This window comes from Bacillus sp. SW14 (genome assembly GCF_047608225.1).
Classification (GTDB): Bacteria; Bacillota; Bacilli; order Bacillales; family Bacillaceae; genus Bacillus; species Bacillus subtilis_G.
In genome coordinates this window covers 1,715,264-1,736,172 of sequence record NZ_JBLKRW010000001.1, presented here as the reverse complement: position 1 = coordinate 1,736,172, position 20,909 = coordinate 1,715,264, and the positions used below count along the sequence as shown (strand labels likewise).

The following is a 20,909-nucleotide window of genomic DNA, read 5'->3' as shown; positions in this document are numbered from 1 at the left end:
CTATTCGTCAGGCAAAACGGTCTTGGCAATCGTTTTATCTAACGTTTCATAGTCATAATAAGAAATCGTCTCGTACAGTTCTTTTCGTGTCTGCATATGATGAAGCCCTTCTTTTTGTGAGCCGCGCTCCTTAATCAAATCAAATATCCGTGCATAAGCTTTTGCCGCCGCTCGAAGCGATGTGACAGGATATATCACCATGTGAAACCCCATAGCTTCGAATTCATCGGCACGATAATACGGCGTTTTCCCAAATTCGGTCATATTCGCAAGGAGCGGAACGGAAATGCGTTCAGCAAACTGGCGGAATTCGTTCTCCGTCTGAAGCGCTTCCGGAAAAATTGCGTCCGCTCCAGCCTCAATGTAAGCCACTGAGCGCTTCACCGCGGCGTCAAGCCCTTCCTGCGCCCTGGCATCAGTACGGGCAACAACGACAAGGGTGGGCGCCGCTTGTTTGATCGCTTTTATTTTTTGCGCCATTTCCTTTATCGAGACAAGCTGTTTGCCATTTAAATGCCCGCATTTTTTCGGAAGCTGCTGGTCTTCTATTTGAACTGCGGCTACCCTGGCTTCAAGCATCTCACGGGCGGTTCTGGCGGCATTTAACACACCGCCGAATCCCGTATCTATATCAACAAGAAGAGGCAGATCAGCTGCACGCACAAGATCCTTGGCTCGATCAGCTATTTCTGTTGACGTGATGATCCCTAAATCAGGGAGCCCCCTGCTGGCTGTATATGCCGCACCAGACAAATAAACAGCAGAAAAACCGGCCTCTTTCGCAAGCAAGGCGGCCATCCCGTCATGAGCGCCGGGAATCTGCAAAATGTCCGGCGCTGACATCAGCTTGCGGAAACGAACGGCAAGCTCTTCTTGTGACGATTGCTTATTAACGATCCACGACATGACGTAAGTCCTCCTTTTACATGCAAAACATATCTATGAATTCATTTACACGCATCGTTTGTAATGTCTCATAGCTGGTACAGCGCTTATAAATGTGTTTTTGCTGTTTATCAGAGAAATGGGTTTTAAGATTGGCAGAAAACTTTTCCAGCAGCTTCGGCACTGCCTCGTCTCTTCGAAAACGATGGCCGAGCGGAAATTCACATTCCACTATTTCCGTACTCGTTCCGTCTTTAAAATGAACTTGAACTGCATTTGAAATGGAACGCTTGTCGGGTTTCAGGTAATCCTCGGTATATGTTTTATTTTCAGTCACTTCCATCTTATCCCGAAGTTTATCTATTCTCGGATCACTCGCTGTTTCAGCCTCATAATGCTGCGCGGTGATATCACCAAAAAGCAATCCGATTGCTGCGATGTATTGGAGGCAGTGGTCACGATCTGCCGGATTGTGAAGCGGGCCTTTTTTATCAATGATTCGGATAGCGGATTCATGCGTTCTGATGACAACACGGTCAATCTCATCAATCCGGCCCTTTACTTGCGGATGAAGAATGACGGCGCACTCTGCCGCTGTCTGAGCGTGAAATTCCGCAGGATAAGACACTTTAAATAACACATTTTCCATGACATAAGCGTCGAGCGGGCGGGCAAGTTTAATCTCTTGTTTATTGAATAAAACGTCTTGGAAGCCCCACCCCGGTGCGCTCAAAGCTGTCGGATAGCCCATTTCCCCTTTTAACGCCATCAGCGCCAAATGAACTCCTCTGCTCGTTGCGTCTCCTGCCGCCCACGATTTGCGCGAACCGGTATTCGGTGAATGCCGGTATGTCCTCAAGGCTGCATTGTCAATCCATGCATTTGAAAGCGCATTTTTGATTTCTTCTCTTCCGCCGCCCAAGAGCTTTGTTGCAACAGCGGCTGTAGCGACTTTGACAAACAGCACATGATCAAGGCCAACTCGGTTTAAGCTGTTTTCTAAAGCAAGCACGCCTTGAATTTCATGTGCTTTGATCATCATTTCAAGTACGTCGCGTACCAATAAAGGTTCGTTCCCTTCAGACAGCCTTACTCTCGATACATAATCAGCAGCCGCAAGGATCCCTCCCAAATTATCGGACGGATGCCCCCACTCCGCCGCCAGCCATGTATCGTTATAATCGAGCCAGCGAATCATGCAGCCGATATTAAACGCTGCTCTCACAGGATCGAGAACATATGACGTTCCCGGAACTTTGCTCCCATTCGGCACAGTCGTTCCGGGAACAATCGGGCCGAGCAGCTTGGTGCATTCGGGATACCGGAGCGCCAAAATCCCGCAGCCCAGCGTATCCAGCAGCACATGCCCCGCTGTTGTAAACGCCTCGGAGCTTGTAATCTCTTTCTCAAGCACATAGTCTGTGATTTCTTCAATGACATGATCCGTTTTCAGCATTCTACCAGTTCCTTTCATGATTTAAGATTCGGCCTGATACCGCGGGCCCAAATAACTGACACGTGGACGAAAGAGACGGTTATTGGAATGCTGTTCGATCACGTGGGCGCATAAACCGGATGTTCTCGCACTGAAAAAGACAGGCGTATACAAAGGTATCGGTATGCCGAGCATCCAATACACCGGGGCAGCGTAGTAATCCAAATTCGGGTAAAGCCCTTTTTCCTTCTCCATCAGCCGCTCGCCTGCTTCACACATCTCATATAAACGATGGTCGCCGGCTTTATCGCATAATTGCTCCAGCGCCTCTTTCATCATGAGTGCTCTCGGGTCCATTTTTTTCATATACACTCGGTGGCCGAATCCCATAATTTTTTCTTTTCTTTGCAGTTTTGATTGCAGAAGCTGCTTAAAATCGGACGGTGTTTTCGCCTCCAAAAGCATATACATCACGGCTTCGTTTGCTCCTCCGTGAAGATTCCCTTTCAGAGAGGCTACAGCTCCTGTCAAAGCGCCATAAAGATCTGAATGTGTAGAAGCGATGACTCTGGCGGTAAAGGTTGAATTCGGCATTTCATGTTCACTGTACAGGATGAGGGACCGGTCAAAAATGCGTTCTTCCAGTGAGGTCGGCAATTTCCCAGTCATCATAAATAAAAAATTCGCACTGTAGGATAGGGTTTTAAGCGGAAGAATCGGCTCTTTCTTATTGATGATCCTATAGCTGGCAGCAGTGAGGACAGGCATTTTCCCGAGAAGCTGATAGGCGCGTTCTTTGTTAGCGGAAGGAGAACGATCATCAATTTGCCGGTCATAGCCGGCAAGAGCAGACAGTCCGGTCCGCAGACTATCCATCGGATGAGTGTGCTCAGGGAGCAGTTCAAGGAGACGGAGATGATCTGCCGGCAGGTCTGATGCGCTGTTTATGTTTCTTTCCAGCGTTTCCGTTTCACTTTCTTCCGGCAGCCTGCCCTCCAGCAATAAATGAACAAGCTCCAGATAGCTTTTTGTTTTAGAAAGATCGATTAAATCATAGCCTCGTATCAAAATCTGGCTGGACTGCGTGTCAAGATAAGAAATTTGAGTTTCTGCTGCAACCACACCGTCCAAACCCGGAGAATAATGCTTTTTCTCCTGCATATCCTCAACCTCCGTTTTGCGTTTTTGTCGATCGGATTTAGCCAAGCAGATGCTTGGAAATAATCAGTCTTTGAATCTCGTTCGTTCCTTCATAGATTTGCGTCACCTTTGCATCGCGAAGCAGCCGCTCAACCGGGTAATCCTTCATATAGCCATATCCCCCGTAAATTTGGACGGCGTCTAACGCCGCCTTCACCGCAGAATCTGAAGAAAATTGTTTAGCCATAGACGCTTCTTTTTCACAGGCCAAGCCGCGGTTATGAAGGTCTGCGGCGTGGTAGACAAGGTGCCTTGCCGCCTCTGCCCTTGTCGCCATGTCAGCCAGCTTAAATGATATGCCTTGATTGGCTGCGATAGGCCTTCCAAATTGCACCCGCTGCTTCGCGTAAGCAACGGCATGTTCCAGAGCCGCCTCTGCAATTCCGAGCGCCTGTGCCGCAATGCCGATGCGGCCGACATTTAAATTCGCCATGGCAATGGTAAAGCCATCACCCTCTTTGCCAAGCAAATTTTCTTCAGGTACTTCTGCATTGTCAAAAATCAGTTCCGTAGTATTGGAGCCATAGAGCCCCAGTTTTCTTTCTTTTTTTCCAACGGTAAAACCGGGGGTGTTTTTTTCAACGATAAAAGCGGAAATCCCGTGCCTGCCTTGATCCGGAGCTGTTAAAGCAAAAGTGATATAGACATCGGCGGCTCCGCCGTTCGTAATAAACATTTTTGATCCATTTAATAGGTATGTGCCGTTCTTTTTGATAGCTGTAGTGCGGAGGCTTCCTGCATCCGACCCTGAGTGAGGCTCCGTCAGCGCAAATGCGCCCAAATGGTCTCCTGAAGCAAGCTTCGGGATATATTTACTCTTCTGTTTTTCGTTTCCGAAGTAAAAAATAGGATTTGTGCCGACCGAGGTATGAACGGAAAGAATGACACCGACAGCCGCGCTGATTTTAGAAATCTCATGAATCGCCAAAATATAAGAAACAACATCCGCTCCAGCGCCGCCGTATCGTTCCGGCAACGGTATTCCCATCAGGCCGTGTTCACCCATTTTTTTGATGAGCTGAAACGGAAATTCGTCCGTTTCCTCCATGATTTTCGCAGCGGGAGCAATTTCTTTTCGGGCAAAATCACGCACCATTTTTCGCATCATGACTTGCTCTTGGGTTTCATGCAACTCGCCACCCCCGGATGAAATGAAATGAACTTCAGAAAGTCCTCTCCACATATTGATAAAAGCCGCGTCCGCTCTTTTTGCCGAGCCAACCCGCTTTGACGTATTTGCGAAGCAGCGGACAAGGACGATACTTGGAATCGCCAAGGCCGGAATGAAGAACTTCCATAATCGCTAAACACGTATCAAGCCCGATAAAATCCGCTAGTCTAAGCGGTCCCATGGGATGGTTCATACCCAGCTTCATCACCTCGTCTATTGCCTCGGGCTTCGCCACCCCCTCATACACGCAATAGATGGCTTCATTAATCATCGGAAGAAGCACGCGGTTGGAAACAAACCCCGGAAAATCATTGACTTCTACCGGTGTTTTCCCCATCTTTTCCGCTAATCCCATAACATCTAAGGCCGTTTCCTCTGATGTAGCCAAGCCGCGAATCACTTCAACCAGCTTCATCACAGGGACAGGATTCATAAAATGCATGCCAATGACTCGTTCAGGCCGGTTTGTCACAGCAGCGATTTCTGTAATAGGCAAGGAAGATGTATTGCTGGCCAAAATCGTATGAGGCGGGCATATGTGATCAAGTGTGTTAAACATTTCGGTTTTCGCCGCCATGTTTTCTGCGATAGCTTCAATCACAATGTCCGCATGCTTTGCCTCCTCAAGCGTTTGAGAGAGCGAAATGCGGCTGATCATACCCTTCATTTCCGCTTCGGTCTTTCTCCCTTTCTCAACATCACGGGTCAGCTGTTTCTTCAACCGTTTCAATCCTGCCTCCGCAGCCTCTGGGTTCACATCGTACATCCTCACATCAAAGCCTGCGTCGGCAGCTGTTTGAGCGATCCCGCTTCCCATCTGTCCTGCACCGGCCACCATAATATGTTTCATCTCCATTTAAATCCCCTTTTTCGTCATTGTTTTAATGAACATGCACTAAGACAGCATCTCCCTGAGCCGCACCGCTGCAAATGGCGGCAACGCCCAGTCCCCCTCCCCGGCGCTTTAATTCATAAATAAGCGTCATAAGAATTCTTGCTCCGCTTGCACCGATCGGGTGGCCGAGCGCGATCGCACCGCCATTCACATTTACTTTTTCAAGATCGAAACCGACGATTTTTTCACATGTCAAAACAACAGAAGCAAACGCTTCATTTATTTCAAACAAGTCAATATCTTGAATGGTTAAACCGTTCTTTTTCAGCAGCTTGTTGATTGCAAATCCCGGGGCTGCCGCCAGCTCGTGCGCTTGCATTCCCATCGTCGAAAAACCAAGAATGGTAGCCAGAGGCGGTGTGCCAAGTTCAGCAGCTTTGTCCTCAGACATCAGCACAAACGCGCCAGCTCCGTCATTGACCCCGGGAGCATTGCCGGCTGTGACAGAACCGTCACTTGTATAAATCGGTGAAAGTTTCGCAAGTTGATCCAGACTTGTGTCACGGCGAATCGCTTCATCTTTGTCAACAATGTTTGTTTTACCTTTTCGTCCGATCCAGCTGACGGGAACCATTTCATCCTGAAACTTTCCTTTATCGGCAGCCTTAGCTGCCCGCGCATGACTTCTTAGCGCCCATTCATCCTGATCCCCGCGTGAGATTCCATATTCCTCGGCCGCTGTATTTCCGTGAACAGCCATATGCACCTCGTCAAACGCGCACATTAACCCGTCATAAACCATTAAGTCCCTAAGCTCGCCGTCTCCCATCCGTGCTCCCCAGCGCCCGGCGGGGACGGCATACGGAATATTGCTCATGCTTTCCATTCCCCCGGCAACAAGAATGTCCGCATCTTGCGCCCGAATCATTTGATCACATAAGGTGACAGCGCGCAGTCCGGATGCGCAGACTTTATTCAGCGTTTCTGACGGCACATGCCAAGGCATTCCAGCCAGACGGGCAGCTTGCCGGGAAGGTATCTGCCCTGAGCCGGCTTGGACAACCATGCCCATGACAGTTCCTTCAACCTCGTCTCCAGAGACGCCAGCGCGATGCAACGCCTCCTTCATCGCAATGCCTCCAAGCTCCGCAGCTTTCACCTCTTTCAACGCTCCACCGAACTTGCCAAATGGTGTTCTTGCGGCACTTACAATGACTGTATTCCTCATGGTTTCACCTCATTCAGAAGATAGACAGCGCTTACAATTTCTAGTTGTCTTCTATGAATGTATGCTTTGTAACGGGCTTGAATGAATGAAAAAAGAAGGCTGCGCCAACAGCCTCCTTCTAAAACAACTATTTATTTTTCAACAATGCCAAAGCCTTTGCAGGAAAATCGGTGAAAATGCCGTCCGCCCCCGCTTCAAAGAGACACTTCATATCTTCCGGCCGATTGACTGTATACGGCCTTACCTTGATCGAACTGTTCCTCATTTTTTTCAGTACTTCATCCGCGGTCCCCGGGCTGTTCAGCTTAGGGTGATAGCCGGAAGCCGGAATCGATGTGATATACCGGTCAGCCTGATAAAGCACATCTGAAGTCAACACCGCCCGTTCAATATGGGGAGCGAGCCGTCCGCATAGCGCCAAGCTTTCATGGTTAAATGTGGACAGGATCACTCTTTCCTCTATTTTGAATCGCTTCACTGACTCCAGCAACTTTTCTTCCATGCCTTCATATCGGATCACACTGTTTTTTAATTCAATGTTAATAAGGAAATCCTTTTTTTCCGCCCACGAGAGAACGTCTTCTAGCAGCGGCACTTGGACATCACTGTATGTTCGACCGTGACCAGCAGCCACATTCGCAGTCTTTATCACATCATACGCTGTATCCTTCACGAATCCTTTGAGCGATGTCGTCCGGTCAAGCCTTTCATCATGGATCACAACAATACGTCCGTCTTTTGACAGCTGCACATCAAGCTCTATCCCATCCGCTCCGGCTTCAATTCCTTTTTCAAAGGCTAGCATTGTATTTTCGGGAAATTGGCCAGATGCCCCCCGATGGGCAAAAATCTTTGTCATCGTTTCACCTCAAGCCCTAAAGTTTCCTGTTTTCTCCATTATACTGTTTTTAGTGCTTCCACTCTAGGATTAAGGCTGTATTACAATCTACTGTTCGTAATAAGAATCAATGCCATTGAAAGTCGCATCCGCGGCCTTTTGCTGATATTTCGCGAAAACCATCATGAGGGTTCCACATTTTTCAAAAACCTTTTAAAGAATATTTCTTTACAGAAGTTAAAGCTATGAAAAATTCGTTCTCCTCTGGCTGCAGCGGTCTTTACTTAAGCCTTCAAGGACCCCGAAAAGGAGCGGAGAAAACACCTCGCTGTAACTCAAGATATTCAGCTGGTAAAGCAGATCAATTGCATTAATTTTTATATATAGGCTAGAATATTTGCGAATCCAAACGAAGGAAGATGATCAAATGAACCCTAAGTATAAACCGCTGTTTGAACCATTTACGTTTAAAAGCGGCGTTACAATCGACAACCGGATCACAGTAGCACCAATGACTCATTACGCTTCTAATGAAGACGGTACGATATCTGAAGCAGAGCTTGACTACATCATCCCCCGCTCAAAAGAGATGGGAATGGTGATTACAGCCTGCGCAAACGTCACACCGGACGGAAAAGCATTTCCCGGGCAGCCGGCCATCCACGATGACTCGAACATTTCAGGTTTAAAAAAATTAGCGCAAGCCATTCAGGCGCAAGGTGCTAAAGCCGTTGTGCAAATTCACCACGGCGGCATTGAATGCCCGTCTGAGCTCGTTCCGCAACAAGATGTCGTAGCGCCAAGTGACGTATTTGATAACGGCAAGCAAATTGCCCGCGCTTTAACAGAAGAAGAAACGGAAAATATCGTAAAGGCATTTGGAGAAGCGACAAGACGCGCCATTGAAGCCGGCTTTGACGGTGTCGAAATTCACGGCGCGAACGGATACTTGATCCAGCAGTTTTATTCTCCGAAAACCAATCAGCGCACAGACCGCTGGGGAGGAAGCGATGAAAAACGGTTAGCCTTCCCGCTTGCTATTGTCGATGAAGTAAAAAAAACTATTGCAGAACATGCGAAGGGCGCGTTCTTAGTGGGCTACCGCTTGTCTCCGGAAGAACCTGAGACACCAGGATTAACAATGACTGAAACCTTTACGCTTGTTGATGCTTTAGGGAATAAAGAATTGGATTACCTTCATATCTCACTGATGGACGTGAACTCAAATGCGCGCCGCGGTGCAGATCCGGATCGCACACGCATGGACTTATTGAATGAACGTGTCGGAAACAAAGTGCCGCTGATCGCCGTCGGTTCCATTCATTCCGCAGATGACGCGCTGGCCGTGATCGAAAGCGGCATTCCGCTAGTCGCAATGGGACGCGAAATTTTAGTTGACCTTGACTGGACTGTGAAAGTAAAAGAAGGCCGGGAAAAACAAATCGAAACCGTAATCAAAGGAACAGATAAAGAAAAATATCACTTACCTGAACCGCTATGGCAAGCCATTGTGAACACGCCTGGCTGGGTGCCTTATAAAGACTAATGTGTTGAGGCTGCCGAAACGCTTCGGCAGTCTTTTTCAACTTTAAATAAATAGTTTACGTAAACATCTAAACAGCAAGAGAAGAAGCTCGCCAGCTGCTTCTGGAAGCAAATCTAGGAGAAGCCCGTCACGCTTTCTTGCTTTTTTCTTTTTCATTCGTACGTCTCCTTTGTTCATGTATGCTTCCTTACTTACGATTTTACAGAGAAAGGGTTTCAATTTGATTCTGATTGCTTGGCTTTGATTCTCCAAGCAGAGAAAACACAAGAAACCATGACTGTAAATGAGATAAAGTCGATCAAGGTGCCTAGTATGCGTGATTCTGTAATGATGTTCGAATTGACGCAAAGCGCAAGAATAAATAGCGCAATGAACAATCCATACTTTTCAAACACATGCATCACTCCTTGCGGAAAATAGATCCTTCCTATCATTATATATCCCCAAAACAAAACGCCTCCTATTTATCAGCGCGAACCAATAAATAAAAGACGTTTGATTTAATCGTCGCTTGATATTCTCATGCTTAAGAAGCCTTATGTTCTAATCTCAGCTTATCCGCAACCATCGCAATGAATTCGCTGTTGGTAGGCTTAGCTTTTGTCATGCTGACTGTATAACCGAACAGCGAGGAAATGGAATCAATGTTTCCTCTGCTCCATGCGACTTCAATCGCGTGGCGGATTGCTCTTTCTACACGGCTAGCGGTTGTGTTGAATTTTTTGGCGATGTCCGGATAGAGAACTTTTGTAATGCTGCCGAGCAATTCGATGTCATTGTATACCATTGAGATTGCTTCGCGCAGATAGAGATACCCTTTAATATGCGCTGGGACGCCGATTTCATGGATAATGCTTGTAATGCTCGCGTCGAGATTTTTCTTCTTTGGTTCAGGCTGGCTGCTGCGTATAATGCTGCTTTGCGATGATGGTGCGCGATGCGTCACGCTGCTTGCATTCCCGCTGACCTGGCGGATATGTCCGACAAGGTTTTCCATATCAAACGGTTTGAGAATAAAGTAGGAAGCGCCTAAATCGACGGCCTTTTTCGTGACATCTTCCTGTCCAAAGGCTGTCAGCATAATGACATTCGGCTGTTTCTTCAGTTCTGATTCCCTCAGCCGCTCTAAAACCGCAAGTCCGTCCAAATGCGGCATAATAATATCTAATACGAGCACATCGGGATCTTTTTCTTTAAACAACGACAGGCATTCCTGTCCATTGTAAGCAACACCGATGACTTCCATGTCTTCCTGTCCTTCAATATATTCACTCAACAGGCTTACCAGCTCTCGATTATCGTCAGCAACACAAACTTTAATTTTCTCCACGTTTCTTCCTCCCCAAATGTAGTTAACAGGATTCACCCTTGCTACATGTTTACATTCGACAAAACCGCTATATACCCTCTAAAAAAATCATAATAACCAATATTAGTGGCATATCTTTGTTTTTCTATGTTTTTCTCCGTTTTTCGACTAAATATGAAATTTGACAAATAAGGAAACGTGAATTTGTCGAAAAATCTTCTTTTGTACATTTTACCGTATGTATTCTGAGAAGTGAAGAGGGATCAAAGCAAAAAAACTGCCGGAAATTCCGGCAGTCAGCTTGCTTTTTCTTTTCCGTAAATATCAATTCCCGCTTCTGACAGCATCCATTCAATATGAACGCCGTAGCCGCTTGTCGGGTCATTTACAAACACATGGGTGACAGCGCCGATCACTTTGCCATTTTGGATGATCGGGCTTCCGCTCATTCCCTGAACGATGCCGCCTGTTTCTTTTAATAGCCTCGGATCGGTTATTTTCAAGACCATTCCTTTTGTTGCCGGGAATTTTTGCGGGGTTGTGCTGACGATTTCAATATCAAATTTTTCTACCTTGTCATCATTAATGACCGTTAAAATTTCAGCCGGACCTTTTTTGACTTCAGTAGAAAACGCAACCGGCAGTCCTTGATCTGAAATCTTGTTTTGAATCGGCTGATGCAGTGTCCCGAAAATCCCAAACGGGCTGTTTCTGTTAATATCCCCGATCGTTTTGCGTTCTGAGGAAAATCGCGCCAGTTTTTCTCCCGGATTTCCGCCTGTCCCTTTTTCAATTGATGTTACAGTTGATTTAACGATTTCTCCATTCTCCACTACAATCGGTTTCTTTGTGTCCATGTCGGAAATCACGTGGCCAAGTGCTCCGTATTTTTTTGACTTCGGTTCATAAAAGGTCATAGTGCCGATGCCAGCGGCAGAATCCCTGATATATAACCCAATTCTGAACTTGCCTTCTGCTTCATCCTTTTCCGGAATGAGCTTTGTTTTGATTTTCTGTTTATCACGTTTAATAAGCAAATCTAAAGATTCGCCGGTTTTACCGGCATTCTGAATAAATGGGGCCACATCATTCATTTTTTCAATTTTCTGTCCATTCATCTCAATAATGATGTCGCCCGCTTCAATACCGGCCGTTTCTCCCGGGGATTTTTTACCTTCACTAGTGTTGATTTGATGAAATCCGACGACAAGAACACCGACGGAATGAAGTTTAACACCAATCGATTGTCCGCCAGGTATGACTTTTAAATCAGGAAGAACTTGCACTTTTGTTTTTTTGATTGGAAATCCCGCAAGATCGTATACTAACTCTGATTCACCTGATTTTTTGCCTGTCACCTTGACTTCATGCGGGTCTTTCTTTACTGTAAACGCTTCTGAAGATTCTTGTGTATGAGCGTTTACCGATAAACCCGTTTCAATCGCTTGTGTTTGGGTTTCAAATACTCTCATTTGCGTTGGAATCAGTAAATACTCTTTTAGCGGTTTGCATAAACCTACACTTAATAACGAAACAAGGAGAATTAAACCTACTGCTTTTCTGATGTTATCGGGCATTTACTACTTCACTCTCCTCGCTCCTATCCCACACCTTCTTTATGACTTGCTGCTACATCATTTAATTTTGCCTTCTGACGCCTTATTTATAACTGTCATATAAAGAAAAACATTGGATATACTGATGAACGAATGGATGTGCGCGAAAAAAATAAGCTGCGCTTTTCGCGCAGCTCACCCCGTTGTTTTGACTTGGTCCGCTTGTCTTAAAAGTTCTTTTGCATGGCGTTTCGTTAAGTCTGTTACTTCGACTCCTGCAATCATACGCCCGATTTCCGTTACCTTTTCCTGCTTAGACAGCGGTTTGACATGTGTTGTCGTTCTGCCGTCTTTTAACTCCTTCGCAATATAAAGATGCGTATCTGCCATGGCAGCCACCTGAGGCAAGTGTGTAATACACAGTACTTGCGATCCTATTGACACTTTATGGATCTTCTCAGCGATTGCCTGTGCGACTCTGCCGCTTACACCGGTATCAACCTCATCGAATATAATCGACGTCACATCCTGTTGAGAGGAAAAAATGCTTTTAATAGCTAGCATCACCCGTGACAGCTCTCCTCCGGAAGCGACTTTCGAAAGGGATTTCAGCGGTTCGCCTGTATTGGTTGAAATTAAAAACTTCACCAAATCAATCCCTTGTTCAGTCATCTGAACAGGCTGGCCGTTTACAATCGGCGCCTCCTCATTTCGGGGCGCTGTTCTGATCTTAAATTCCGTATCAAAAGTTGATTTTTCCATGTAGAGGCTTTTTAATTCCCGATGAATCTCATCAGCCAGCTTTTTCGCCCATGCTTTGCGGATTTTTGAAACATTTGCCGCTTCCACTGCGACATCTTTGCCGACTGAGTCAAGCTCCTTCTTCACGCTTTGAAGATGGCTGTCCCTGTTTTCAATTTGGTCAATCTCTTCTTCAATTTTAGAAGCGTATTCCAAGATATCCTCAACAGATGCACCGTATTTTCGTTTCAGCTGTTTGATTTCATTAAGGCGCGTCTCAATATAGTTCAGGCGTTCCGGATCATATTCAAGTTCATCGAGCATATTTCTCATCTGAAATGTAGCGTCCTCCAGAAGATAGTAGGAGTTCGAAACATTTTCAGACAGTTTTTTCAGCGGTTCGTTAATATCGGATATATCTTCAAGCTGCGCTGATGCCATTCCGACCCAGTCCAGTCCGCCCTGCTCGCTGCGAAGCGCGTTATATGCATTTTGCAGCGATTCATATATCTTCTCAAAGTTTGAAATTTGCTGGCGCTCTTCCTGAAGCTGCTCATCTTCATTAAGCTCGAGCTTAGCCGATTCGATTTCTTCGAGCTGAAATTGAATGAGATCAAGACGGTGGGCCATTTCCTGTTCGCTTTCAGAAAGCTGCTTTAGCTTTTTAAGCAGCTTCATATACCTCTGGTACCCTTCCTGATACGTTTGAAGCGCGCTTTCCGCTTCGGCTCCGGCAAACTTGTCCAAAAGCTGGAGATGATTTTCATCCTCCATTAACAGCTGGTTATCGTGCTGCCCGTGAATATCTAATAAAAGCCTGCCGATCTCTCTTAGCGAGGCAATCGTGACAAGCTTGCCATTAACTCGGCAAACGCTTTTTCCGCTCGTGCTGATATCCCTTCTCATGATGATCATTTCGTCTGAAACGTCAATTCCCTGCTCAGCGCATACGTCAAAAACGGGATGGCCGCTCTCCAATAGAAACAACCCTTCAAGCTCGGCTTTTGTCTCCCCATATCTGACAAATTCGGATGAGCCGCGGCCTCCGACTAAAAGAGAAATGGCATCTATGATGATGGACTTGCCGGCTCCGGTTTCTCCTGTTAAAACCGTGAGCCCGCGTTCAAAAGAAACCGTCAGTTCCTCAATAATGGCAAAGTTTTTAATGGATAGTTCAGCTAACAAACAGCATTACACCTCTTTATCTTTATTAGATTTTCTATTACAGCAGCTCAAGCAGCCTGTTTTTTACGCCGTCTGTATCTTCAGGAGTCCGGCAAATCATTAAAATCGTGTCATCTCCGCAAATGGTTCCCATTATTTCATCCCAGTCCAAATTGTCCATCAGCGCCCCGATTGCCTGGGCGTTGCCGGGCATCGTTTTCAGCACAATCATATGGCTTGCTGAGTCTATTTTCACAAATGCGTCCATCAGTGCCCGCTTCAGTTTGGACAGCGGATTGAAACGCTGGTCTGCCGGAAGGCTGTATTTGTAAGAGCCGTTATTCGTAGGCACTTTCACTAGGTGAAGCTCTTTAATATCGCGTGAAACCGTGGCTTGCGTCACTTTGTATCCATCCTGCTTCAGCATGTCAACCAATTCGTCCTGCGTTTCGATTTCATTGCTTGTAATGATCTCTCTGATTTTAATATGCCTCTGGCCTTTGTTCATGTAAGCACCTCTATTTCCAGCTTATCTGTTCTTTTATGTTATATGTTTCTCTGCAAAATGTACATAAATGCAGAAAAAAGGAATAATAGCGCCCTATTATTCCGGTACATCTGCTTTTTTTTCTTTTAACGTCGCATGTGCCTCTTCTACAACGCGGATGATCTCTACTTCCGGCAGCTCCTGTCCTTCCTGTCCCTCTCCCGGCCAATGCAAATGAAGGAGAAATTCAATATTTCCGTCTCCTCCCGTGATTGGAGAAAATGACAGGCCTTTGCAAATATAGCCTTCTGCAGCAGAAAAACTGATCATTCGCTTGAGAACATCAGCATGTACTTTAGGATCTCTGACAATCCCTTTTTTGCCGACGGATTCACGTCCCGCTTCAAACTGCGGCTTAACAAGAGCCATGCAGTCACTGCCAGGCACAAGCAATGTTTTGAGGACAGGCAGGATAAGCCGCAGTGAAATAAAGGACACGTCAATCGTAGCAAACTCCGGCATGCCCTTTGTAAAGTCTGCCGGTGTTGCGTAACGGAAGTTTGTCCGTTCCATCACGACGACCCGTTCATCCTGTCTAAGCTTCCACGCAAGCTGATTGTAGCCTACATCTACCGCGTATGACTGTTTAGCACCGTTTTGCAGAGCGCAGTCCGTAAAACCGCCGGTGGAGGAGCCAATATCAATCATGATTTTATCCTTAACAGAGATGGGAAACTCCTTCAGCGCTTTTTCAAGCTTTAAGCCGCCTCTGCTCACATATTTCAGCGGGTTTCCTTTGACTGTTAACGGCAGATCGCGGTCAATTTTTTCCCCAGCCTTGTCCAAGCGGTTTTCGTTTGAATAGACGATTCCCGCCATAATGGCTCTCTTGGCTTTTTCCCGCGTTTCCGCCAACCCTCTTTCTACTAGTAATACATCTAATCGTTCTTTCTTTGACGTCATGATCCAATTCCTTTGTGTGTCTTCGGCGGCATCAGTAATCTAATGCGGTTTGCTGCCTGCTGTTTTGTTAGTCCAATTTCTTCAAGGAGCGCCGTTACGCTTCCGTGTTCAATAAACCGATCCGGGATACCCATTCTGTCAATCGGTGTAAGGAATTCACCTTGATCATGAGCGAATTCTAAAATCGAGCTTCCGAAACCGCCTTCTAAGACCGCTTCTTCAATCGTTAAAATCGGCAAGCCTTCTTTTAAGATATCCTTCATCATTTTTTCATCCATCGGCTTAATAAAACGCGCATTGACAACGCGCACGGACAGGCCTTCTTTTTGCAGCTCTTCAGCTGCTTCAAGCGCCATTTCGATTGTTGTTCCAAATGTTAAGATGACTGCGTCGTTCCCCGGGCGCAACACTTCCCACGTGCCGATCGGAATCGTTTTCAGCTGTTCATCCATTTTTACGCCGAGTCCGTTTCCGCGCGGAAAACGCATCGCAATCGGGCCTTCGTCATAGCTGAGTGCTGTATGAACCATATGCTGTCCTTCATTTTCATCTTTCGGCATCATTAAGACCATGTTTGGAATGTGGCGCATAAATGCAATATCAAACACGCCTTGGTGTGTCTCTCCGTCAGCGCCCACAAGCCCTGCACGGTCAATGCCAATAAACACATTGGCGTTTTGGCGGCAGATGTCATGAACCACTTGGTCATATGCCCTTTGCAGGAAGGTTGAATAAATCGCCAAAAACGGCTTCATCCCCTGCATTGCCATAGCTGCAGCCATCGTTGCCGCATGCTGTTCGGCGATTCCTACGTCAAACATGCGATCAGGGAATTCGTTTGCGAAGCCTTCAAGCTTTGAGCCGACAGGCATAGCCGGCGTAATGGCTACAATGCGTCCGTCCTCTCGCGCCATTCGCTGCACAGTCCCGCTGACAAGACCGCTCCATGAAGGTGCTGCGGCTTTCGGTTTTACAAAGTCACCGGTATTAATTTTATATGGTCCGGTACCGTGCCATGTTCCGATCGTATCGGTCTCAGCCGGTTTGTACCCCTTCCCTTTTTTCGTGATGACATGCAGGAGAACAGGGCCTTTCGTTTTTTTGGCGTATTGAAGATTCTCAATCAACTCATGGTAAGAATGTCCGTCCACCGGGCCTAAATACGTAAAACCAAGCTCTTCAAAAAACATGCCCGAGACAAGCATGTATTTCAGGCTGTCTTTCACGCGTTCCGCCGTGGCGGCAAGTTTGCCCCCAACTGCCGGGATCTTTTTAAACAAGTATTCGAGCTCATCTTTCACCCACTGGTATTTACCGGCAGTGCGCAGCCGTCCGAGCATAGAATGAATGGCTCCGACATTCGGGGCAATACTCATTTCATTATCATTTAGGATGACAATCATGTCTTTTTTCTCGTCGCCGATGTGGTTCAGCGCTTCAAGCGCCATTCCGCCTGTCAGCGCACCGTCACCGATGATCGGAATAATAAATTCATCGGTTCCTTTTATATCACGCGCGGCTGCCATTCCCATCGCACCTGACAGAGAGGTTGAGCTATGCCCTGTTTCCCAAACATCATGCTCGCTTTCACTCCGCTTTGGGAATCCGCAAAGCCCTTTGTACTGGCGAAGCGTCGCAAATTCTTTTCCGCGTCCTGTCAGCAGCTTGTGGACATACGACTGGTGGCCTACGTCCCACAGAAATTTGTCTTTCGGGCTGTTAAATTCCTTATGCAGCGCAACAGTAAGCTCTACGACACCTAAGTTTGGGCCGATATGGCCGCCGGAAGCGGATAACGTTGTAATTAAAAATTGGCGGATTTCATCACTTAATTTTTCTAATTCATCAATGGACTTGTTTTTTAAAAATGACGGGTCCTGTATTGATAAAAGATCCAAAGCGGATCAACTCACTTTCAGCATGAATTTCTGCAATGATACATGTCTTCCGCATGCCGAGCTGGACAATGGCCAGTTCTCAGACATAAAAAAAGACAAACGGGCTTTTCTCTTTCATTTTTCATATAAACTGCTTACATTTTACCATATCTCGTGCAGCCGCTTCAAATTAGGATCGGTTTAGTGATCTCTAGCCGCAATTAAATCACAAAGCTCATATAAAAGCTCTTTTTGAAGAGAGAGTCCGCCGATCAAACGCTTCGCCTCTTTTATGTGAACATCCAATTTATGTTTGGCCCCTTCCAGTGACAGAAGGGACGGGTAAGTCGATTTGTCGTTTGTTGTATCCGAGCCGACACGTTTGCCGATTTTCTCTTCACTGCCTTCTAAATCTAAAATATCGTCTCTGATTTGAAAACCAATTCCAATATGGCTGCTGAAGGTACGCAGTGTTTCAATGTCTTCTTCAGGCACATCCGCCAAAATAGCACCGGCGGTTACGCAAAAACCGAGAAGCTTAGCGGTTTTCCGTTCATGAATGGATTCAAGTTCTTCAAGCGTGACCTGGCGGTTCTCCGCTTCCATATCAGCTACTTGTCCACCGACCATGCCTTCAGTGCCTGCTGCTGAAATCAGTTCATTCACAAGCCGAAGGCGCTTTTCTGCTGACACCCCGTCCGACAAGTGGGAGGTGATCAGCTTAAAGCTTTCCGTGAGCAGCCCGTCACCCGCTAATACTGCTGTCGCTTCACCGAACACTTTATGGTTTGTCGGCTTCCCGCGGCGTAAATCGTCATCATCCATACAAGGAAGGTCATCGTGAATTAACGAATACGTGTGAATCATTTCGACAGCACAACCTACCGGAATGCCGTCCTTTTCACTTTTCCCATATGCCTTTAAAACGGCCAGTACAATGAGAGGACGCAGCCGCTTTCCGCCAGCCTCAAGGGAATACAGCATAGACTTTTTTAATGAGTCCGGCATATCGAGCTTTTCTGTATAGACAGAAAGCTGATTTTCAATCGTTTTTTTCCGCTCCGCCAGAAAAGCCGTTAATTTATTTGTCACCTTCGTCTTCCTCCTGAACACTAAAAGGTGCCAGTTCGCCGTCTTCTTTTAAAATGAAATCCATTTGTTTTTCGACTTTTTGCAGCTTTTCGTGGCACATTTTTGAAAGAGCCATGCCTTCTTGGAAATAGTTAATCGCTTGCTCTAAAGGCACATCGCCCTCTTCAAGCTTTGACACAATGCTCTCAAGCCCTTTCATCGCTTCTTCAAATGTCATGTTTTCATTTTTTTTCACGTCTGTCATTTTTCTTCCCCTCTCTTTTCTAATACTTCACAGGTCAGCACGCCATCCTTCAGCTTGACTTCAAGCTGGTCCTTCTCTTCTATCTGACTGACACTTTTAATGAGTTCGTCTTCTTTATAAGCCAAGCTGTATCCTCTTTCCATCACTTGAAGAGGACTCAACGCATTTAGCTTGCCAAGAACCGTCTGAAATTGGGAATGCAGCTGTTTCATTTGGATAGTCATATTTTTTCTCAGCTGATTTGTCTGTTCCTCATATCGTGTTCTCGCTTGCTTCAGCTGTTCATGAGGGTGCAGCGCTTCTAATCTGTACGTTTCACGCTCCAGCTGTCTGCTTTTTCGATCTAAAAGAGCGGTTAACTGTGATTGAAACTGCTGATAGGCAAGGTCAAACTGCTGCTCTTTTTGGGCATACAACCGCTTTGGAAAACGAAAGGCATACGAGGATTGCAGCGTTTGAATCCGTTCTTTTTTCTGGCCGAGATGCTGTTGCATTGCTCTTGTCATTCTAACTTCCGCTGTTTTTGTCCGTTCGATTAAATCAGTTGTATGCGGTACGGCAATCTCAGCTGCTCCTGTCGGCGTCGCGGCTCTGATATCAGCGACAAAATCACTGATCGTAAAGTCCGTTTCATGCCCGACTGCCGATATAACCGGAATGTTAGAAGCAAAGATCGCGCGTGCTACAATTTCTTCATTAAATGCCCACAGTTCTTCTATCGAACCGCCGCCTCTCCCAACAATTAATACGTCGCAAACCTCTTTTTCATTTGCCTCTTCAATGCGCGTAACGATGGATCTGCTCGCATTTTCGCCTTGTACGAGCGCTGGAAGAACAATGACTTTTACAAGGGGATATCTTCTTTTTAGAGTTGTAATGACGTCTCTGACAGCGGCACCCGTTGGAGATGTCACAACCCCGATTGTGGCTGGAAATGCGGGGATTTGTTTTTTATAGCGGTCGTCAAATAAACCTTCTCCGGCAAGCTTCTTTTTTAACTCTTCGTACGCTAAATAAAGCGCTCCGACCCCGTCAGGCTGCATTTCTTTAGCATATAATTGGTAGTTTCCGCTCGGTTCATATACGGAAATTCCGCCTCTGACCAGCACCTTCATGCCGTTTTCAGGTTTAAAAGGCAGACGCTCGCTCTGTCTTGCGAACATCACCGACTGCATTCTGGCGTTTTCGTCTTTCAATGTGAAATAAATGTGGCCTCTTGTATGTATTTTTACATTCGATAATTCGCCTTTAATCCAAATATTTTCAAGGTGAGGATCTACATCGAATTTTCGTTTTATATACTTTGTCAGCGCTGAGACGGTAACATACGCTGTTTCACCCATGTCTCAAACTCCTCTCATAAGCATTCCTGCACCATAACTAAAGAAAACCCGCCCTGGCTGTAGGAGCCTGAAGAAGCGGGTATCGTGCTCATATTCACGGCGGGCAAAATCTCCCGCCTGTGAACATCTCCAATTATCTATGATAACGTACGTTTCGCAGATTTAACAGTATTATGTGCAAGCATCGTGATAGTCATTGGACCAACTCCGCCAGGGACTGGCGTGATGAAGGACGCTTTTTCCTTTGCTCCTTCAAATTCAACGTCTCCGCAAAGCTTTCCGTTTTCCAGTCGGTTAACGCCGACGTCAATCACAACAGCGCCCTCTTTGATCTGGTCTGCATTGATGAAATTGGCTCTGCCGACTGCCACCACCAGGATGTCCGCTTTTTTCGTATGTTCGGTTATATTTTCTGTTCTTGAATGACAGTAAGTAACCGTCGCGTTCTCATTTAATAAAAGCTGGCCGACAGGTTTGCCGACAATATTGCTTCGGCCGACTACAACAACCTCTTTACCGGAAAGGTCGATATTGGTTTTCTTCAAAAGCTCAACAATTCCGTGAGGCGTGCAAGGAAGAAACGTATCTTCGCCAAGCAACATTTTCCCTACGTTTAACGGATGAAAACCGTCTACATCTTTATCAGGAGAGATACGTTCGATCACCGCTTTTTCAGAGATATGGTCTGGAAGCGGGAGCTGAACGAGGATGCCGTGAAACTCAGGGTCTTGATTGTATTGATCGATAATGGAAAGCAGTTCCGTTTCTGTTAGACTGCTGTCGAATTGATCGAGCTTGAAATTCATTCCCATAGTTTCAGCCGCTTTTTTCTTTCCTCGCACGTAAGAGTGAGAAGCAGGATCATCTCCAATCAAAATAACTGCGAGCCCGGGAGTGACGCCTTGCTTTTTAAGCTCTTCTACCTCTTTTGCCAATTGTTCGCGTTTTTCTCTAGCCGTTTCTTTTCCGTCGATGATTGTTGCAGTCATTTTCTT

19 protein-coding genes are annotated in these 20,909 nt (G+C 46.2%); 1 reads left to right on the top strand and 18 read right to left on the bottom strand.

Going from position 1 to position 20,909, the window contains the following annotated elements:
• The 7 genes from prpB to ACMX2I_RS08945 form a co-directional block, all read right to left on the bottom strand.
• Positions 1 to 906: a methylisocitrate lyase gene (gene prpB, locus ACMX2I_RS08975; RefSeq protein WP_414956731.1), complete on the bottom strand. Its 906-nt coding sequence runs from the start codon at positions 904 to 906 to the stop codon at positions 1 to 3.
• Between the two features lie 16 nt (positions 907 to 922).
• The gene (locus ACMX2I_RS08970; RefSeq protein ID WP_414956730.1) at positions 923 to 2,341 is read right to left on the bottom strand and encodes a bifunctional 2-methylcitrate dehydratase/aconitate hydratase; all 1,419 of its coding nucleotides are present in this window, start codon (positions 2,339 to 2,341) and stop codon (positions 923 to 925) included.
• A 21-nt stretch (positions 2,342 to 2,362) separates the two neighbouring features.
• Positions 2,363 to 3,481 (bottom strand): citrate synthase, encoded by a 1,119-nt coding sequence (gene mmgD, locus ACMX2I_RS08965; protein WP_414956729.1) that lies wholly within the window; start codon positions 3,479 to 3,481, stop codon positions 2,363 to 2,365.
• Positions 3,482 to 3,518: 37 nt separating this feature from the next.
• Positions 3,519 to 4,652, bottom strand: coding sequence for an acyl-CoA dehydrogenase (locus ACMX2I_RS08960; protein ID WP_289347667.1), 1,134 nt, complete (start codon positions 4,650 to 4,652; stop codon positions 3,519 to 3,521).
• 31 nt (positions 4,653 to 4,683) lie between these two features.
• Positions 4,684 to 5,547 (bottom strand): 3-hydroxybutyryl-CoA dehydrogenase, encoded by an 864-nt coding sequence (locus tag ACMX2I_RS08955; RefSeq protein WP_414956728.1) that lies wholly within the window; start codon positions 5,545 to 5,547, stop codon positions 4,684 to 4,686.
• A gap of 25 nt (positions 5,548 to 5,572) precedes the next feature.
• Entirely contained in the window at positions 5,573 to 6,754 is a 1,182-nt protein-coding gene (locus tag ACMX2I_RS08950) for an acetyl-CoA C-acetyltransferase (RefSeq protein ID WP_414956727.1), read from the bottom strand.
• A 127-nt stretch (positions 6,755 to 6,881) separates the two neighbouring features.
• A complete protein-coding gene (locus tag ACMX2I_RS08945) occupies positions 6,882 to 7,613 on the bottom strand; it encodes a glycerophosphodiester phosphodiesterase (protein WP_414956726.1) in 732 nt (243 codons plus the stop codon).
• 406 nt (positions 7,614 to 8,019) lie between these two features.
• On the opposite strand from ACMX2I_RS08945, the gene ACMX2I_RS08940 reads away from it, so the two are divergent.
• The gene (locus ACMX2I_RS08940; RefSeq protein ID WP_414956725.1) at positions 8,020 to 9,138 is read left to right on the top strand and encodes an NADH-dependent flavin oxidoreductase; all 1,119 of its coding nucleotides are present in this window, start codon (positions 8,020 to 8,022) and stop codon (positions 9,136 to 9,138) included.
• A 215-nt stretch (positions 9,139 to 9,353) separates the two neighbouring features.
• On the opposite strand, the gene ACMX2I_RS08935 is transcribed toward ACMX2I_RS08940, so the two are convergent.
• The 11 genes from ACMX2I_RS08935 to folD all read right to left on the bottom strand — a co-directional run bounded on the left by ACMX2I_RS08935 (position 9,354) and on the right by folD (position 20,903).
• On the bottom strand, positions 9,354 to 9,539 hold the full coding sequence (locus tag ACMX2I_RS08935) for a hypothetical protein (protein WP_414958315.1): 186 nt from the start codon (positions 9,537 to 9,539) through the stop codon (positions 9,354 to 9,356).
• Between the two features lie 125 nt (positions 9,540 to 9,664).
• Entirely contained in the window at positions 9,665 to 10,468 is an 804-nt protein-coding gene (gene spo0A / locus ACMX2I_RS08930) for a sporulation transcription factor Spo0A (RefSeq protein WP_148962014.1), read from the bottom strand.
• Positions 10,469 to 10,743: 275 nt separating this feature from the next.
• Positions 10,744 to 12,024: a SpoIVB peptidase gene (gene spoIVB, locus ACMX2I_RS08925; RefSeq protein ID WP_148962015.1), complete on the bottom strand. Its 1,281-nt coding sequence runs from the start codon at positions 12,022 to 12,024 to the stop codon at positions 10,744 to 10,746.
• 174 nt (positions 12,025 to 12,198) lie between these two features.
• Complete coding sequence (recN, locus tag ACMX2I_RS08920) at positions 12,199 to 13,929, bottom strand: DNA repair protein RecN (RefSeq protein ID WP_394715982.1); 1,731 nt, start codon at positions 13,927 to 13,929, stop codon at positions 12,199 to 12,201.
• 37 nt (positions 13,930 to 13,966) lie between these two features.
• Positions 13,967 to 14,416, bottom strand: coding sequence for an arginine repressor ArgR (gene argR, locus ACMX2I_RS08915; protein ID WP_087990667.1), 450 nt, complete (start codon positions 14,414 to 14,416; stop codon positions 13,967 to 13,969).
• Positions 14,417 to 14,512: 96 nt separating this feature from the next.
• Complete coding sequence (locus ACMX2I_RS08910) at positions 14,513 to 15,358, bottom strand: TlyA family RNA methyltransferase (RefSeq protein ID WP_414956724.1); 846 nt, start codon at positions 15,356 to 15,358, stop codon at positions 14,513 to 14,515.
• Positions 15,355 to 17,256: a 1-deoxy-D-xylulose-5-phosphate synthase gene (gene dxs, locus ACMX2I_RS08905; RefSeq protein WP_087990669.1), complete on the bottom strand. Its 1,902-nt coding sequence runs from the start codon at positions 17,254 to 17,256 to the stop codon at positions 15,355 to 15,357. The genes ACMX2I_RS08910 and dxs overlap by 4 nt, the downstream gene beginning before the upstream one ends.
• Positions 17,257 to 17,436: 180 nt before the next feature.
• On the bottom strand, positions 17,437 to 18,327 hold the full coding sequence (locus ACMX2I_RS08900; protein WP_414956723.1) for a polyprenyl synthetase family protein: 891 nt from the start codon (positions 18,325 to 18,327) through the stop codon (positions 17,437 to 17,439).
• The gene (locus ACMX2I_RS08895) at positions 18,317 to 18,571 is read right to left on the bottom strand and encodes an exodeoxyribonuclease VII small subunit (protein ID WP_003226409.1); all 255 of its coding nucleotides are present in this window, start codon (positions 18,569 to 18,571) and stop codon (positions 18,317 to 18,319) included. Before ACMX2I_RS08895 ends, ACMX2I_RS08900 begins: the two co-directional genes overlap by 11 nt.
• Positions 18,568 to 19,914 carry an exodeoxyribonuclease VII large subunit gene (gene xseA / locus ACMX2I_RS08890; protein WP_414956722.1) on the bottom strand — a complete coding sequence of 449 codons (1,347 nt, stop codon included), beginning with the start codon at positions 19,912 to 19,914 and terminating at the stop codon, positions 18,568 to 18,570. The genes ACMX2I_RS08895 and xseA overlap by 4 nt, the downstream gene beginning before the upstream one ends.
• 137 nt (positions 19,915 to 20,051) lie before the next feature.
• Positions 20,052 to 20,903 carry a bifunctional methylenetetrahydrofolate dehydrogenase/methenyltetrahydrofolate cyclohydrolase FolD gene (gene folD, locus ACMX2I_RS08885; RefSeq protein ID WP_414956721.1) on the bottom strand — a complete coding sequence of 284 codons (852 nt, stop codon included), beginning with the start codon at positions 20,901 to 20,903 and terminating at the stop codon, positions 20,052 to 20,054.
• Positions 20,904 to 20,909 lie beyond the last annotated feature (6 nt).